Annotated in this window: 14 protein-coding genes; 11 read left to right on the top strand and 3 right to left on the bottom strand. The window is 62.1% G+C overall.

Annotation, left to right across the window (positions count from 1 at the left end; genetic code table 11):
* The first annotated feature begins 23 nt into the window (after window positions 1–23).
* The 5 genes from hutI to ACSQ8R_RS27340 are packed head-to-tail and all read left to right on the top strand — an operon-like array spanning window position 24 to window position 5,903.
* Entirely contained in the window at window positions 24–1,274 is a 1,251-nt protein-coding gene (hutI, locus tag ACSQ8R_RS27320; RefSeq protein WP_436256471.1) for an imidazolonepropionase, read from the top strand.
* Window positions 1,271–2,806 (top strand): histidine ammonia-lyase, encoded by a 1,536-nt coding sequence (gene hutH / locus ACSQ8R_RS27325; RefSeq protein WP_436256472.1) that lies wholly within the window; start codon window positions 1,271–1,273, stop codon window positions 2,804–2,806. The genes hutI and hutH overlap by 4 nt, the downstream gene beginning before the upstream one ends.
* The gene (gene hutG, locus ACSQ8R_RS27330; RefSeq protein WP_436256473.1) at window positions 2,807–3,607 is read left to right on the top strand and encodes an N-formylglutamate deformylase; all 801 of its coding nucleotides are present in this window, start codon (window positions 2,807–2,809) and stop codon (window positions 3,605–3,607) included.
* 30 nt (window positions 3,608–3,637) lie between these two features.
* The gene (hutU, locus tag ACSQ8R_RS27335; RefSeq protein ID WP_436256474.1) at window positions 3,638–5,311 is read left to right on the top strand and encodes a urocanate hydratase; all 1,674 of its coding nucleotides are present in this window, start codon (window positions 3,638–3,640) and stop codon (window positions 5,309–5,311) included.
* Between the two features lie 4 nt (window positions 5,312–5,315).
* Window positions 5,316–5,903 (top strand): HutD/Ves family protein, encoded by a 588-nt coding sequence (locus ACSQ8R_RS27340; RefSeq protein ID WP_436256475.1) that lies wholly within the window; start codon window positions 5,316–5,318, stop codon window positions 5,901–5,903.
* A gap of 2 nt (window positions 5,904–5,905) precedes the next feature.
* Here ACSQ8R_RS27340 and ACSQ8R_RS27345 read toward each other — a convergent pair whose 3' ends face one another.
* The 3 genes from ACSQ8R_RS27345 to ACSQ8R_RS27355 all read right to left on the bottom strand — a co-directional run bounded on the left by ACSQ8R_RS27345 (window position 5,906) and on the right by ACSQ8R_RS27355 (window position 8,897).
* Window positions 5,906–6,664 (bottom strand): SDR family NAD(P)-dependent oxidoreductase, encoded by a 759-nt coding sequence (locus ACSQ8R_RS27345; RefSeq protein WP_436256476.1) that lies wholly within the window; start codon window positions 6,662–6,664, stop codon window positions 5,906–5,908.
* Entirely contained in the window at window positions 6,661–7,680 is a 1,020-nt protein-coding gene (locus ACSQ8R_RS27350; RefSeq protein WP_436256477.1) for a ketopantoate reductase family protein, read from the bottom strand. The genes ACSQ8R_RS27345 and ACSQ8R_RS27350 overlap by 4 nt, the downstream gene beginning before the upstream one ends.
* A 308-nt stretch (window positions 7,681–7,988) precedes the next feature.
* Window positions 7,989–8,897 carry a helix-turn-helix domain-containing protein gene (locus ACSQ8R_RS27355; RefSeq protein WP_436256478.1) on the bottom strand — a complete coding sequence of 303 codons (909 nt, stop codon included), beginning with the start codon at window positions 8,895–8,897 and terminating at the stop codon, window positions 7,989–7,991.
* 302 nt (window positions 8,898–9,199) lie between these two features.
* On the opposite strand from ACSQ8R_RS27355, the gene ACSQ8R_RS27360 reads away from it, so the two are divergent.
* From ACSQ8R_RS27360 to ACSQ8R_RS27385, 6 genes are read left to right on the top strand one after another with little or no spacing between them, the layout of a single operon-like run.
* The gene (locus tag ACSQ8R_RS27360) at window positions 9,200–10,084 is read left to right on the top strand and encodes a carbohydrate ABC transporter permease (RefSeq protein WP_436256479.1); all 885 of its coding nucleotides are present in this window, start codon (window positions 9,200–9,202) and stop codon (window positions 10,082–10,084) included.
* Between the two features lie 2 nt (window positions 10,085–10,086).
* The gene (locus ACSQ8R_RS27365) at window positions 10,087–10,995 is read left to right on the top strand and encodes a carbohydrate ABC transporter permease (protein ID WP_436256480.1); all 909 of its coding nucleotides are present in this window, start codon (window positions 10,087–10,089) and stop codon (window positions 10,993–10,995) included.
* Window positions 10,996–10,999: 4 nt separating this feature from the next.
* A complete protein-coding gene (locus ACSQ8R_RS27370; RefSeq protein WP_436256481.1) occupies window positions 11,000–12,109 on the top strand; it encodes an ABC transporter ATP-binding protein in 1,110 nt (369 codons plus the stop codon).
* Window positions 12,110–12,141: 32 nt separating this feature from the next.
* Window positions 12,142–13,398, top strand: coding sequence for an ABC transporter substrate-binding protein (locus ACSQ8R_RS27375; protein ID WP_436256482.1), 1,257 nt, complete (start codon window positions 12,142–12,144; stop codon window positions 13,396–13,398).
* 4 nt (window positions 13,399–13,402) lie between these two features.
* A complete protein-coding gene (gene pglA, locus ACSQ8R_RS27380) occupies window positions 13,403–14,917 on the top strand; it encodes a polygalacturonase PglA (protein ID WP_436256483.1) in 1,515 nt (504 codons plus the stop codon).
* Window positions 14,918–14,923: 6 nt separating this feature from the next.
* Window positions 14,924–16,069, top strand: a complete 1,146-nt coding sequence (locus ACSQ8R_RS27385) for a glycoside hydrolase family 88/105 protein (RefSeq protein ID WP_436256484.1) — start codon at window positions 14,924–14,926, stop codon at window positions 16,067–16,069.
* The last annotated feature ends 8 nt before the right edge of the window (window positions 16,070–16,077 follow it).

Genomic DNA, 16,077 nt, shown 5'->3' on the forward strand with positions numbered 1-16,077 from the left:
CCATAAGGAAAGGCGGAAAGCTTATGGATGGGGAAGATTCTTCAAAATCTGCAGCAAATGTATCGCTTTGGCGCAACGCGCGGATCGCCACTTTTGCTCCCTCGGCATCCGGCCTCGGCGTAATCGAAGCCGGCGCGATCGCCGTGCGCAACGGGCGGATAGCCTTTGCCGGCGCGCTGGCCGATCTGCCTGCCGAATTTAATGATTCCGAAAACCAGACGGATTGCGAAGGGCGCTGGATTACCCCGGCCTTGATCGACTGCCACACCCATCTGGTATTTGGCGGCGACCGTGCGATGGAATTCGAAATGCGCCTTGCGGGATCGACCTATGAGGAGATCGCGCGGGCGGGCGGCGGCATCATCTCGTCCGTGAAGGCAACCAATGCCCTGTCGGAAGACGAACTCCTCGCCCAAGCGCTTCGCAGGCTGGACACGCTCCTGGCCGAAGGTATCTCCACCGTCGAGATCAAATCCGGCTACGCGCTGAACATCGCCGGCGAGCTGAAGATGCTGCGGGTTGCCCGCAGGCTTGGCGAAATCAGGCCGGTGCGGATCGTCACGAGCTGGCTTGCCGCCCACGCGACGCCGACGGACTACAAGGGCCGCAACGGCGACTACATCACCGACGTGGTCCTGCCGGGGCTCGAAGCTGCGCATTCGGAAGGCCTCGTCGACGCAGTGGACGGTTTCTGCGAAGGTATCGCCTTCTCGCCCGCCGAAATCGGCCGGGTTTTCGACAAGGCGAAGGCGCTTGGCCTACCCGTCAAGCTGCATGCGGAACAGCTCTCCGATCTCGGTGGCACGCGCCTCGCCTGCTCCTATGGCGCACTGTCGGCCGACCACCTCGAATATCTTTCCGCGGCGGACGCACGCGCCATGGCCAAAGCGGGCACGGTCGCCGTATTGCTGCCGGGCGCATTTTATACGCTTCGCGAGAAGCAGGCGCCGCCTGTCCAGGCATTGCGCGAGGCCGGCGCCCGGATCGCGCTTGCAACCGACAGCAATCCGGGCACCTCGCCGCTGACCTCGCTGCTCATGACCATGAACATGGGCGCGACACTGTTCGGCCTGACGGTAGAGGAATGCCTTGCCGGGGTCACGCGGGAGGCCGCTCACGCCCTCGGCCTTCAGGCCGAAACCGGCACGCTCGAAGTCGGCAAATCCGCCGACTTCGCGATCTGGGATATCGAGCGGCCGGCGGAGCTTGTCTATCGCCTCGGCTTCAATCCGCTGACGGCACGGATTTTCAAGGGCGAAAGGGTTTCCGCATGAGCATCGTTCTGACACCCGGCTCGGTGAGCCTCCACGAGCTTCAGGACATTTATTGGAGCGGTACACCGGCCCGGATCAATCCTTCGTTTGACGCGGGGATCGAGAAGGCCGCAGCCCGGATCGCGCAGATCGCCGCAGGCAACGAGCCGGTCTACGGCATCAACACGGGCTTCGGAAAACTGGCCTCGATCAAGATCGACAGCGCCGACGTTGCGACGCTCCAGCGCAACCTGATCCTGTCGCATTGCTGCGGCGTCGGGGCACCGCTTGCCGAGAATATCGTTCGTCTGATCATGGCGCTGAAGCTCGTCTCGCTAGGGCGCGGCGCATCCGGCGTCCGTCTCGAACTGGTGCGCCTGATCGAGGCGATGCTGGAGAAAGGGGTGATCCCGCTCATTCCGGAAAAAGGCTCAGTCGGTGCTTCGGGCGATCTTGCGCCGCTCGCGCATATGGCGGCCGTGATGATGGGCGAAGGAGAAGCCCTATATCAAGGCACTTTGCTGCCCGCCGCCGAAGCCCTTGGGAAAGCCGGATTGAAACCGGTCGTGCTTGCGGCCAAGGAAGGCCTTGCATTGATCAACGGCACCCAGACCTCCACGGCGTTGGCGCTGGCCGGCCTGTTCCGCGCACATCGTGCCGCCCAGGCCGCGCTGGTGACCGGTGCGATGTCGACGGATGCGGCCATGGGCTCCTCTGCACCTTTCCATCCGGATATCCACACGCTTCGCGGCCACAAGGGCCAGATCGAGACGGCCGCGGCTCTACGCGCGCTGCTGTCGGGTTCCGTCATTCGTGAAAGCCACCTTCAGGGCGACGAACGGGTGCAGGATCCCTATTGCATCCGCTGCCAGCCGCAGGTGGACGGTGCCTGCCTCGACCTGCTGCGCTCGGTCGCCCGCACGCTTGAGATCGAAGCCAATGCAGTGACCGACAATCCGCTGGTGCTTTCGGACGACACCGTCGTTTCGGGCGGCAATTTTCACGCCGAGCCAGTGGCCTTTGCCGCCGACCAGATCGCACTGGCCATTTGCGAGATCGGCGCGATCTCCCAGCGCCGCATTGCCCTGCTCGTGGACCCGGCCCTCTCCTACGGCCTGCCCGCGTTTCTCGCCAAGAAACCGGGGCTCAATTCCGGGTTGATGATCGCGGAAGTAACCTCTGCCGCCCTGATGTCGGAAAACAAGCAGATGTCGCATCCGGCCTCGGTCGATTCGACGCCGACCTCCGCCAATCAGGAAGACCACGTTTCGATGGCCTGCCATGGCGCGCGCCGGCTTCTCCAGATGACCGACAATCTCGCGACCATCGTCGGCATCGAGGCGTTGACGGCCGCACAGGGTGTGGAACTGCGCAGTCCGCTGACGACCAGCCCTGAACTTCAGAAGGTGATCGCTACCATCCGTTCCGCCGTTCCGAGCCTTGAAGAGGACCGCTACATGGCGAACGATCTGAAGGCAGCAACCAATCTCGTCGCAACGGGGGCGCTCGCCGCGTCCATTTCGCCGGATATCCTTCCGGTCCTGGAGGCGTGAATGGCTATCGTTCAAACCAGAGAGGGCACTTCCCCCATCATTCTTGGCTTTCCGCATACGGGAACGGACGTGCCGCAGGCAATCTGGGACCGGCTGAACGACAACGGCCGCCTGCTTGCCGATACGGATTGGCATATCCACCAACTCTATGACGGCCTTCTGGCGGATGCGACGACGGTGCGAGCCACGTTCCACCGCTACGTGATCGACGCCAACCGCGATCCCGAGGGTATCAGCCTCTATCCCGGCCAGAACACCACCGGCCTGATCCCGGAGACCGATTTCGACGGCAAGGACATATGGACACAGGGCGCCGAACCGACCGAGGCCGACACTGCCGATCGGCTGCGCGATTTCCACGCGCCCTACCATGCCGCGCTTGCAGCGGAAATCGAGCGGGTGAGATCCATTCACGGCATTGCGGTGCTCTACGACTGCCATTCGATCCGCTCGCATATCCCGTTCCTGTTCGACGGCACTCTGCCCCATTTCAATATCGGCACGGATATCGGGAAGACCTGCGCCCCAGCGATCGAACAGGCGGCACTCGCTGTGACGACCGCAGCTTCGGGCTATACCAGCATCGCCAACGGTCGCTTCAAGGGCGGCTGGACGACACGGCATTACGGCAACCCGAAAACCGGCGTCCACGCGATCCAGATGGAGCTTGCCCAATCCACCCATCTCGCCGCGGAGGCCCTGCCTTTTGCCTATGATCCGGCCAAGGCAGCGCGACTGCGCGTCCATCTCAAAAATATCCTGACGCGGATCGAGGACGCCGCCCTCGGCCTCGCCTCATAAAAAACAGCAACCGATAAAGGGAACTTTCCGATGACCAATCCCCGCCACAATATCCGCGAAATCCGCGCTCCTCACGGTAACCAGCTCAACGCAAAGAGCTGGATGACGGAAGCGCCCCTGCGCATGCTGATGAACAACCTCGACCCGGACGTGGCGGAAAATCCCAATGAACTGGTCGTGTATGGCGGTATCGGACGCGCGGCGCGCACCTGGGACGATTTCGACCGGATCGTGGCGACGCTGAAGACCCTCACGGAGGAAGAAACGCTTCTGGTGCAGTCGGGCAAGCCGGTCGGCGTCTTCCGGACCCACAAGGATGCGCCGCGGGTGCTGATCGCCAACTCGAACCTCGTGCCCCACTGGGCAACCTGGGACCATTTCAACGAGCTCGATAAAAAGGGCCTTGCGATGTACGGCCAGATGACGGCCGGGTCGTGGATCTATATCGGCACGCAGGGCATCGTGCAGGGCACCTATGAGACGTTCGTGGAAGCCGGACGCCAGCATTACGGCGGCAATCTCAAGGGCAAATGGATCCTGACAGGCGGCCTCGGCGGCATGGGCGGCGCCCAGCCGCTCGCCGCCGTCATGGCCGGCGCCTGCTGCCTGGCGGTCGAATGCAATCCGGACAGCATCGATTTCCGCCTGCGCACCCGTTATGTCGACGCCAAGGCGGAAACCCTCGACGAAGCCATGGAGATGATCACCCGCTGGACGGAAGCCGGCGAGGCGAAGTCCGTCGGCCTGCTCGGCAACGCCGCTGAGATCCTTCCCGAAATGGTTCGCCGCGGCATACGCCCCGACATGGTCACGGACCAGACCTCCGCCCATGACCCGATCAACGGCTACCTGCCCAAGGGCTGGACGATGGCCGAATGGAAGGCGAAACGCGAAAGCGATCCGAAGGCGGTGGAAAAAGCCGCCCGCGCATCGATGCGCGAGCATGTGGAGGCGATGATCGCCTTCTGGAACGCCGGCATCCCGACGCTCGACTACGGCAACAACATCCGCCAGGTCGCCAAGGACGAGGGGCTGGAAAACGCCTTCGCCTTCCCGGGCTTCGTACCGGCCTATATCCGCCCGCTCTTCTGCCGCGGCATCGGCCCGTTCCGCTGGGCCGCCCTTTCCGGCGATCCGGAGGACATCTACCGCACCGATGCCAAGGTGAAGGAACTGCTGCCGGACGACGAGCATCTTCACAACTGGCTCGACATGGCGCGCGAGCGGATTTCCTTCCAGGGCCTGCCGGCGCGCATCTGCTGGGTGGGCCTCGGCATCCGCCACAAGCTCGGCCTCGCCTTCAACGAGATGGTCCGCAACGGCGAGCTGAAGGCGCCGATCGTCATCGGCCGCGACCATCTGGATTCCGGATCGGTCGCCTCGCCCAACCGGGAGACGGAAGCGATGAAGGACGGTTCGGATGCGGTATCCGACTGGCCGCTCCTGAATGCGCTCCTCAACACGGCATCCGGTGCCACCTGGGTATCGCTGCATCACGGTGGCGGCGTCGGCATGGGTTATTCGCAGCATTCCGGCATGGTCATCTGCTGCGACGGCAGCGAGGACGCCGACCGCAGGATCGAACGGGTGCTCTGGAACGACCCCGCCACCGGCGTCATGCGTCACGCGGATGCAGGTTATGAGATCGCCAGGGATTGCGCCCGGGAAAACGGACTTCGCTTGCCCGGCATTCTCGGGAACTGAACCGATGAAAGTCCTGCGTGCATCCGACCATAAGCGAATGCCATGGAAGAACGGAGGCGGCGAGACGGTGGAGATCGCCGTCTTTCCCGCCGGCGCATCGGTGGAGGACTTCGATTGGCGCGTCAGCATGGCGACCATCGCCTCAGACGGGCCGTTCTCGACCTTTCCGGATGTGGATCGTACCCTGTCGATCCTTTCGGGCGGCGGGATAGAGCTGACGATCGACGGAAGCAGGCCCGTCACTCTTGATCTTCGTTCCGAGCCCTATCCGTTTCCTGCCGACAGGCCGGCTGCGGCCAAGCTGCTCAATGGCGAGACGACAGACCTCAACGTGATGACGCGGCGCGGCCGGTTTTCCCACCGCGTCAGCAGGCATCCGACGCCCGTGTCGCTGCCCGCATCCCCCTCTCTGAGGTTGGTTCTTGCCACCGGGAGACACACGATTGCGTTCGGTTCGGAGACGGCAGATCTCGGACCGCTTGATTGCCTGGCCTACGGTGCCGAAGTGAGGAGCGACCTCACTATCTCCGGTGGTTCAGCGGTTTTCGTGATTGAGCTCAATCCGGAAGGTGGGATGTCCCCTTCGGCCTGAACTCACTTGCCGCCGTCCACGCTGATGACCTGCCCGGAGATCCAGCCGGCGAAGTCGGATGCGAAGAACATCACCATCGCCGCAATATCATCCGGCGTACCGAGGCGTTTCAAGGCAATATTCTGCAGGAGCCGCGCCTGCCCTTCTTCGCCCATCGCCTCCCATTGTCGTTCGGTCGCCGGGTTCGAGCGCACGAAGCCGGGCGCGACATTATTGACGGTGATGCCCCACGGCCCCAGTTCATGGGCGAGCTGACGCGTCAGCCCGATCTGGCCGGCCTTGGCGCTGGCATAGGCCTGGATTCCCGTCAGCGAAATTCCGAAACCGGCGCCGCTGGAAATATTGATGATGCGCCCGGCGTTTTTCCTCTTCATGCCCGGCGCGACCGCCTGGGCCATGAAGAAGGCGCCGGACAGGTTGACGTCGAAGATCGTCTGCCAGTCGCCTTCGGATATCTCCTCGATCGGCCGGCCCACCTGCCCGCGCACGCCGCCGGCATTGTTGACCAGGACGTCCGGCGCGCCGGAGGCGACCTCGATCGCCCGGACGGTCTCCTGCACGGCACTGCGATTGCCGACATCCAGCAGGTGCGCCTCGGCCTTGGGGCCGCAGAGCCGGACCGTTTCATCGAGCCCCGCCGCATCGACGTCGCAGAGATGGACCGCCGCGCCGCGGATCGCGAACCCTTGCGCGATCGCCCTTCCGAAGCCGTGCGCAGCACCTGTGACAATTACCACTTTGCCGTCAAACGAAATGTTCATGCCGTCACCGTCGCCAGCTCCTCGAGATTGGCCATGTCGAGAGGCCGTTTGCCGTCCTCGATCTCGTGGATCATGGCGATCAGGCGGGCGGCAAGCGGCGTCGGCACACGTGATTCCCTTCCGATCTCGACAACCGGCATCACCTGCGCGTCCACCTCGGTCTTGCGCTTGCGAACGGCAAGATCGCGCCAGATGCCGGAATGCGATTTTGCCGACCTGCGGTTATGCGCCACCATGTCGTCGAACGACTTTTCAGTCTGTTCCGGTGAGGCCAGCGGTCCGAAAGCGGCTGGATCGAACCCGTCGAAGGCTTCCGGCTGGATGTTGTTGATAGCCGCCACCGTCGCTACTTCCAGCGCAAGCCGGCGCAGAACCGGGCGGGCGACTGGACTTTCGAGCACATCGGCAATGCTGTCATTGGTGAGAGCCGTGCCGAACAGCAGCGCGCCATAGATGAGCTTGCCCCACAAAAAGCCCCAGATATTGCTGGTGATCAAAGCCTTCGGCTCGACCTGCCGCATCAGCTGATAGATATCCTCGGCCCGATCGGTGAAAAGCCCACCGAGCTCGCCGATCACCACGGCGCCATGGCCGCTATACTGCACGACACCCGGCTCCAGATAATCCGCCCCGAAATTGACGAAGCAGCCGATGACGCGATGTTCTCCGACGATGCGGGCGATCACCCGTTCGTTGAGCCCGTTCTGGGCGGAGACCACATATCCGTCGGCGGGGAGATGCCGGACCAGAGACCTTGCCGCCGCTTCCGTATGATGCGCTTTGACGCAGAGAAAAGTCCGCTGATATTCGCCTTCCAGCTCTTCCGGCAGATACGCTCTGGCCCTGACGATGTCCTCAAAGATCGGACCGACGATCTTCAGTCCCCTCTCGTTGATCGCATCGACATGGTCCCTGACGTTATCGACCAAGATCACATTCTCGCCGGCACGGATGAAAGCCGCACCCAGCGTGCCGCCGATCGCGCCGGCGCCCCAGATCAGAATTGGCTGGCTCATGCCCAAGGTCCCTCCAAAAGCGCCCGCGTTTCTGCGGCCGCGAAATTCCACATTGCCTAACGTGCGCGCGTTGCGGTTTGCTTAAAACCGCCCGGCCACGGTGTAACGGTCGATGACCGGCATGCCGGACTATCCGCATCCCGAGGAGTAGACCACTAAGGTCGCGTGGTCGAGCACGAGGTCGGGGCCGAGAATCGTGGCGACGGCGACCGGGTAAGTGCCTGCTGCCGCGGCTTTCCGCCTCCTTCCCTTCGTTTTGGCCCGCGCCGGTTAGCCGTTCCTGCCAGAGATGGCACTGCGCAATCACCTCAGCGGGTGAGCGGATAGATGAGCTGGCCGTCCTCCTCGCCTCTCGGGAAGGCCCCCTCGCGGCTGCGCTTTTCCGATTGCTGGTAGCCCTGCGGACTGATGCCGATATAGCGCTTGAACATGCGGGAGAAGTAGTAGGCGTCCGTATAGCCGGAAAGCTCGGCGGCCCGCTTCACCGTACAGCCACCGGCCATCAGGCCCATGGCCCGTTCCATCCGCTTGAATTCCTGGAACTTGTCCGGCGTCCAGCCGACGCGCTTGCGGAATTCCCGTTTGAAATAATCCGGATTGTAGGGCACCGAATCGATCGTTCTTCCGACGATCTCCTCGTCGAGCGGATCGGCCGCGATCTGGCTCGCCGCCACCATGACCGAGAAGGACAGCGCATCCGGATTGTTGACGTTGCCAACCGATTGCTCCTTCCAGCCGATATGCGCCTGCTCGATGAATTCGATCAGCAGGAACATGAAGAGATGATGCTGGAGAAGCGTCGTCGAATAGGGCGGCGAATTGTCGTGATAATAACGCGTCAGCGGCTCCATCATCTCCCAGCGGGCGAGCGTGACGGCATGCTTCAGGTTCATCTGGGCGATCAGGTCAAGGCGCCCGAAGAGGTCGAGCGTAAAATGCTGGGCAATGCCGGTGTAGTTCTCCCGTGACGTCGAACGGCCGGAGAACCACGTCCCGGCACGCAACAGCATGGCCCTGCCGGGCGCCATCTCGATCGTCTCGCCTTCCACCTCATAACGCGCCGTGCCCGTCAGGCAGATGATCAGGTCATGCACGCTGTTCGATTTATCGACGCCCCAGGTGTGCGAATGTTGCATCCTTATGGTTGAGCGCGTCAGCGTCAAAGCCATCGCATTCATCGGAATCGCGGACAGAACGCTACCTTCGATTTTCTCCATCCTTTTCCCCGAATTCGTCGATTTAATCTGACAGGCAAAATGAGAATATCAGCCCGGGAGACGAGAACTCAACACGTCTGAGACAGGAATGGGAGGAAATGGCGCTTCTTTTCGGGAGCCTGATGCAGTCAGGCTCGCCTGCGGATCGAAGCGCCTGAGGTTGCGATGCACAATATAGGAAGTGTCTCTTCTTTCAATATCGTCTCTATTAGCGATGGTTCGCTCAACTGCGCGACGAAACTCATGGGGGTCGGCCGGACGCGACGCCTGCAGGTGGCGCCGGCCAGATCGGAGCAGGCGGCATGAGCGGCGACAACAAGTTCCTGGGGCTTTTCTACCTGTCGCCCTTCATCATCGGGCTTTTGATCTTTACCGCCCTGCCCTTCATCGCGTCCCTCTATCTCAGCTTCACCAACTACAACCTGATGAACGAGCCGGTCTTTACCGGCCTGCAAAATTATATCCGGCTGTTCACCAACGACCGCACCTTCCGCAAATCGCTTTGGGTCACGCTGATCTACGTGTTCACGACGGTGCCCCTGAAGCTCGCCTTCGCGCTCTTCATGGCCGTGATCCTCAATTACAAGCTGAAGTTCATCAACGTTTTCCGGACGGCCTATTACGTGCCGTCGATTCTCGGCGGCTCGATCACCATCGCCGTGTTGTGGCGATACATGTTCGCCGATGTCGGCCTCATCAACATGGGCCTCACCACGCTGGGCTTCGAGCCGGTAAACTGGTTCGGCGATCCCACCAATGCGCTGTTCACCATCACGCTGTTGCGCCTCTGGCAGTTCGGCTCGGCCATGGTGATCTTCCTCGCGGCCCTCCAGAGCATCGACAAGACACTCTACGAGGCCGCCTCGATCGACGGCGCCGGCAAGTGGACGAGCTTCGTCTACATCACCCTGCCGCTGATCACGCCCGTCATCTTCTTCAACCTGATCATGCAGATGGTCCAGGCCTTCCAGGAGTTCAACGGCCCCTACATCATCACCCAGGGCGGCCCGCTGAAATCCACCTATCTCCTGCCGATCTACATCTATGACGAGGCCTTCAAGCGGTTCGACATGGGTTATGCCTCGGCGATCGCCTGGGTCCTGTTCCTCATCATCATGGCCCTCACCCTCATCGCCTTCTGGTCCTCGCGCCACTGGGTCTATTACGCCGGCGACAAGAGGAGCTGACCATGACCGATCACATCCTCTCCGAGAATTCCTCCACCGCGCGCGATATCGATATCGTCCGCACCCGTGAAACGCGCCGCCATGGCCTCAATGCCGTGCTGCGTTATGCGCTGCTGACCGTCGTCGGCCTGCTGATGCTCTACCCGCTGATCTGGCTGATCGGTGCATCGTTCAAGACCAATTCGGAGATCTTCTCCAATCCAGGTTTCTGGCCCGAGAACCCGACGCTGGACGGCTATATCAAGGGCTGGAAGACCTCGACGCCCTATTCCTTCGGCACGTTCTTCCTCAACACGTTGTGGATCGTCATCCCGAAGGTGATCGGCACGGCGATTTCCTGCACGGCGGTCGCCTACGGCTTCGCCCGCTTCGATTTCCCGTACAAGAAGGTGCTGTTTTCCGCGCTGATCGCGACACTGCTTCTGCCGAACGTCGTCACCCGCATTCCGCAATATCTGATCTTCCGCGATCTCGGCTGGCTCGACAGCTACCTGCCGCTCTGGGTACCTTCGGCGCTTGCGGGCGACGCATTCTTCGTCTTCATGCTGGTGCAGTTCCTGCGCGCCATCCCCCGCGACATGGAGGAGGCTGCCCGTGTCGACGGAGCCAATACCATCCAGACGCTGATCTTCATCGTCGTGCCGCTCCTGATGCCGGCGCTGATCTCGGTCTGCCTCTTCCAGTTCATGTGGACGATGAACGACTTCCTCGGCCCGCTGATCTACGTCTCCTCGGTCGACAAGTACCCGATCTCGCTGGCGCTCAAACTGTCGATCGACACGACCGAAGCCTTCGAATGGAACCGGGTGCTCGCCATGTCGGTCCTGTCGCTGGCGCCGGCGCTCGCGGTCTTCTTCCTCGCTCAGAAATATTTCATCGACGGCATCTCGTCCGGCGGGATCAAAGGGTAGTCACATGGCGCGTCTTCAGTTGAGAAATCTCGAAAAGGACTACGGTTCGTTCCGCGCCGTGCATGGCATCAATCTCGATGTCGAGGATGGCGAGTTCATGGTGCTGGTCGGCCCGTCCGGTTGCGCCAAATCGACGACGCTTAGGATGATCGCCGGCCTCGAACGGGTGACCGGCGGCGAGATCCGCATCGGCGGCGAACTGGTCAACGACAAGACGCCGGGCGACCGCGGGATTTCCATGGTTTTCCAGAATTACGCCCTCTATCCGCATATGAAGGTGCGCAAGAACCTCTCCTTCAGCATGCGGTTGAAGCGCCGTCCGGGCGCCGAGATCGAGCAGGCGACGAACCATGTCTCCAGCCTGCTTGAGATCGACCCGCTGCTCGACCGGCTGCCGAAGCAGCTTTCCGGCGGTCAGGCGCAGCGCGTCGCGGTTGGTCGGGCGCTGATCAAGAAACCGCAGGTCTTCCTGTTCGACGAGCCGCTTTCCAACCTCGACGCCAAGCTGCGCGCCTCGATGCGGGTCCGCATCACCGACCTGCACAAGCGGCTGAAGGCGGAAAACCAGCAGGCGACAGTCATCTATGTCACCCACGATCAGACGGAAGCCATGACCATGGGCGACCGGATCTGCGTCATGAGGGATGGCCGCATCATGCAGGTCGCGGATCCGGTGACGCTTTACAGCCGCCCGGCCAACACCTTCGTCGCCGGCTTCATCGGCAGCCCGGAAATGAATTTCCTCGACGGCACATTCGAAGGCGAAAATAGCGTACGGGCAGCGGAGCAGGTGATCGTACTCGGCGACGAATTCACCAAACGGATTTCCGGCCGCAGCGAGCACGTCACGCTCGGCATCCGCCCGCAGCATCTGCGCATCACGGCCCCCGAAACGCCCGGCACCATCAAGGGCAGGCTGACACACATCGAGTTCATGGGCCACGAAGTCTACCTCTATGTCGATATCGGCCCCAAACGTCTCATCGCCGTGGTGCCGTCCGCGTCCTACGACCGCGGCGCGCTTCGCGACGACTGGGTCTGGCTGAGCCCGGACCCGAAGGGCGTGCACCTGTTCGACCGCCAGTCCGGGGAGAACATCAGCCTGGCGATCTGAAACTTCATCGTTCCAACTTGGGAGGAGCCAAAATGAGAACCATGTTCATGACGGCGGCTTTGTTTGCCGCCACCAGCCTTTCGACCGCATTCGCTTCGGATCTGCGCATGTCCTGGTGGGGCAGCGACGACCGTCATGTCGCAACCCAGCAGGCCCTGAAGGTGTGCGGCGCCAAATTCGGCCATACGATCGCGCCTGAATTCACCGGCTTTCAGGGCCACCAGGAAAAGATCGCCACCCAGCTTGCCGGCCGCACCGAGGCCGACATCATGCAGGTGAACTGGCCCTGGCTGCCGCTGTTCACCAAGAACGGCGACGGTTTTGCCGACCTCAACCAGTACAAGGACATCATCGACCTCAGCCAGTGGTCGAAGTCGGATCTCGACAGCGGCACCGTCAAGGGCAAGCTGAACGGTATCTCCGTCTCCACGACGGGTCGCGTCTTCATGTTCAACAAGACGACCTACGACAAGGCCGGTATCCCGATCCCGAAAACCTGGGAAGAGCTGATCGCCGCAGCCCCGAAGATGAAGGAAAAGCTCGGCAAGGAGTATTTCCCGTTTGAGGGTGCGGCCCTGGATGCCCGCCTGATGGTGATCCTCCGCACCACCCAGAAGACCGGTAAGGACCTGATCGACCCCGCCACCAACAAGGTCGCCTGGAGCGAAGCCGAACTCGCCGAAGGCCTCGAATTCTACAAGACCCTGGTCGACAAGGGCGTCATCGAGAGCTGGAAACAGGTGGCTGCCGGCGGCAACACGCCGCTGCATGAAAACCAGAAATGGGCCAAGGGGAAGATCGCCGGCACCTATCAATGGGACAGCACCTACGGCAAGATCGCCACGCCTATGGAAAAGGGCCAGGAACTGGTTCCCGTCAAGCTCCTCACCATCGAGGGTGCCAAGACCGACGGCGTCTACCGCAAGCCCTCCATGCTGTTCTCGATCTCCAGGAACAGCAAGGACCCGAAGGGGGCAGCCCAGGTGCTCAACTGCCTGCTCAACGATCCGGAAGCGGTCAAGATCATGGGCGCGACGCGCGGCATTCCGTCCAGCAAGGTGGCGCTCGACACGCTGACCAAGGAAGGAAAGATCAAGCCGGTCCAGCTGGAAGCCTACAAGCGGGTGATGGAGCCGACCAGCCCCGGCGTCTCGCCGCTCAACGAACATCCGCGCGTTACCGAGGTCTTCGATACCAATTTCGAAGCCTTCGCCTATGGCCAGCAATCTTCCAAGGACGCTGCGACCGAGATCATCGCCGGCATCAACCAGGCGCTGACGGGGATCTGAGGACGTGACGGACGTCGCCATCGAACTCCTGATTGCCGGGCCCCGCAGCGCGACCTTCAGTGTCGATGCCGAAAGGCATCTCCACACCCGCGACGACGCGCTTGCCTGGCAGGTTCAGAAGATCGATGGCGCGTTGGCGGCCGAGGGGACGACACGCACTGTCGCCTTCACGGTCACCCAACTGGAGCCGGGCACGACCTACCTCTTCCATGCAGGTGATGTCCGGCTCGAATTCGCCACACGGCAGGAAAAAGCCCTGATCGACATCCGCGATTTCGGTGCCACGCAGGAAGCGCCGGACAATGCACAAGCGATCCAGAGGGCCATCGCCGCACTCGCCTCCGGAGGCACGTTGAGGATACCGGCCGGTCGTTGGCTGAGCGGTCCGCTCTTCCTCAAAAGCCACATGACTCTGCTCATCGACGACGACGCGGAACTCGCGGCAATCGCCAACAGGGAAGACTTTCCGATCCTCCCGGCGCGTCATCCCGACAGCCGGATTCTCGGCACATGGGAAGGCGTGGCGGAGGCCTGTTACGCCAGCCTGATCAATGCGATCGACTGCCGCGACGTGCATCTTGCCGGCGCCGGCACCATCGACGGCGGTGGCGACCGCGGCGATTGGTGGTCCTGGCCGAAGGAAACACGCCAGGGTGCCAGGCGCCCCCGCACCATATTCCTTTCGGCTTGCGAGGACGTCTCGCTTTCCGGCCTCACCATCCGCAATTCGCCATCGTGGACCGTCCATCCGGTCCTCTGCAAAAGGCTGATCGCGGCGGACCTCACCATAGAGAACGATCCGGATTCTCCAAATACCGACGGGTTCAACCCCGAAAGCAGCTCCGATATTCATCTTGTCGGCCTGCACATCTCGGTCGGCGACGATTGCATTGCCCTGAAGGCCGGCAAACGCAGCCCGCGCGGAGGGCCGGACCGACCGACCGGGCATGTCCGGATCGAGAACTGCCTGATGGAGCGCGGCCACGGCGCGGTCGTCATCGGTAGCGAGATGAGCGCCGGCATAAGCGATATCACCATCCGCAACTGCCATTTCAGGGGCACCGACCGCGGGCTGCGAATCAAGACACGCAGGGGACGCGGCGGCACGGTCGCCAACATCCGGCTTGCCGACAGCTTCATGGAGGACGTGGCGACGCCGGTTGCGGTCAATTCCTTCTATTTCTGTGATGCCGATGGCCGATCGGACTATGTCCAGTCCCGCCTGCCGCTGGCGGTTTCCGCGGAAACGCCGAGCATAAGGTCGATCTCCGTCGAGAATGTCACAGTCTCCGGCGCACGAACGGCTGCCGCGGTTTTTTACGGTCTGCCGGAAGCAGCGATCTGTGACATCTCGTTTGAAAACTACAGCGTCTCCTTCGCGCCGGATGCCGAGGCCGAGGTGCCGGAAATGGCGTCTCTTCTCCTGCCGCTCCGGCATGCCGGGATCATTGCGGAGAACACCGTCTTCAGCCGTCTCGCGCGTCTCTCTCCCGTTTCGATTCATCCAGCCCAAGACTGAGATCCGATGCTTCAAGACTATTTCGAAATCTACGCACGCGATTATGAATATTATAAAGGCGGAGCCTGGTGTTACGAGGACGGCTGTCTCTATCGCGGCCTGATCGCTCTTTACGAAGCGACCGGCGAGCGCCAATGGCTGAATCATCTCCTCCGGCTGGTGAGCGGCCAGATCGACGCGCAGGGCCGGCTGGTCGGCTATGAGATCGACGAGTTCAACATCGACAACATCCTGCCCGGCCGCACTCTCGTCTTTCTGTATCGGCACACGGGCGAGAGCCGCTGGCTCGATGCCGCCGCACCGCTGGCGCTGCAACTCGAAACACATCCGCGCACCGGCAGCGATGTCTATTGGCACAAGCTGCGTTACCCGCATCAGATCTGGCTGGACGGGCTCTACATGGCGCTGCCATTCAAGATCGAATATGCCCGTGCGGTTTCAGAGCCCAAGGCCGTCGAGGAGGCGCTTCGGCAATTCACGACGGCGCTGGACTTGACCTACGACCAGCAGGCCGATCTTTACCGTCATGGATATGACGAAGCCCGGCAGCAGCCCTGGGCGGATGAGGAAAGCGGCCTGTCGCCGGCGCATTGGGCAAGAGCGATCGGCTGGCTGGCGATGGCCTTCGTCGATATCATCGAAAACATCCCCACCGGCGCAGCGCGGCGGGAGTTGACCGATCGCGCCGCGGCGCTGGCATCCCGGCTCGTCGCTCTCCGCACCTCGGATCATCGCTGGCTGCAGGTGATCGACCGGCCGGACGAACCCCAGAATTATCCGGAAAGCTCCGCCACGGCGATGTTTTCCTATTTCCTCCAAAAGCTCGCACGACTCGGCGGTCCAGCCGCCTTTTCAGAGGCTGGCCGCGCGAGCCTGCAATCGCTGACCGGACGGGAGCTGCGGCAGGATGCGGATGGCATGCTCAGGCTCCACAACATCTGTTGCGTGGCGGGTCTCGGGGGGTTCAACGGCCGTTATCGCGACGGCACGGTCGGTTATTATCTCTCCGAGGAAATCCGCCCCGACGACATCAAGGGTGTCGGACCGCTGATGATGGCCTATGCGGAAACGCTACTGGACACACAATCGGTGATGCCCCAGTCTGCGCGGCTGGAAACCCCGACCGAACTCAGCGCCGCCGCCAAACGGTAGCTCCACGC

The sequence above is a fragment of the Neorhizobium sp. LjRoot104 genome (assembly GCF_964253725.1).
Lineage (GTDB): Bacteria > Pseudomonadota > Alphaproteobacteria > Rhizobiales > Rhizobiaceae > Neorhizobium.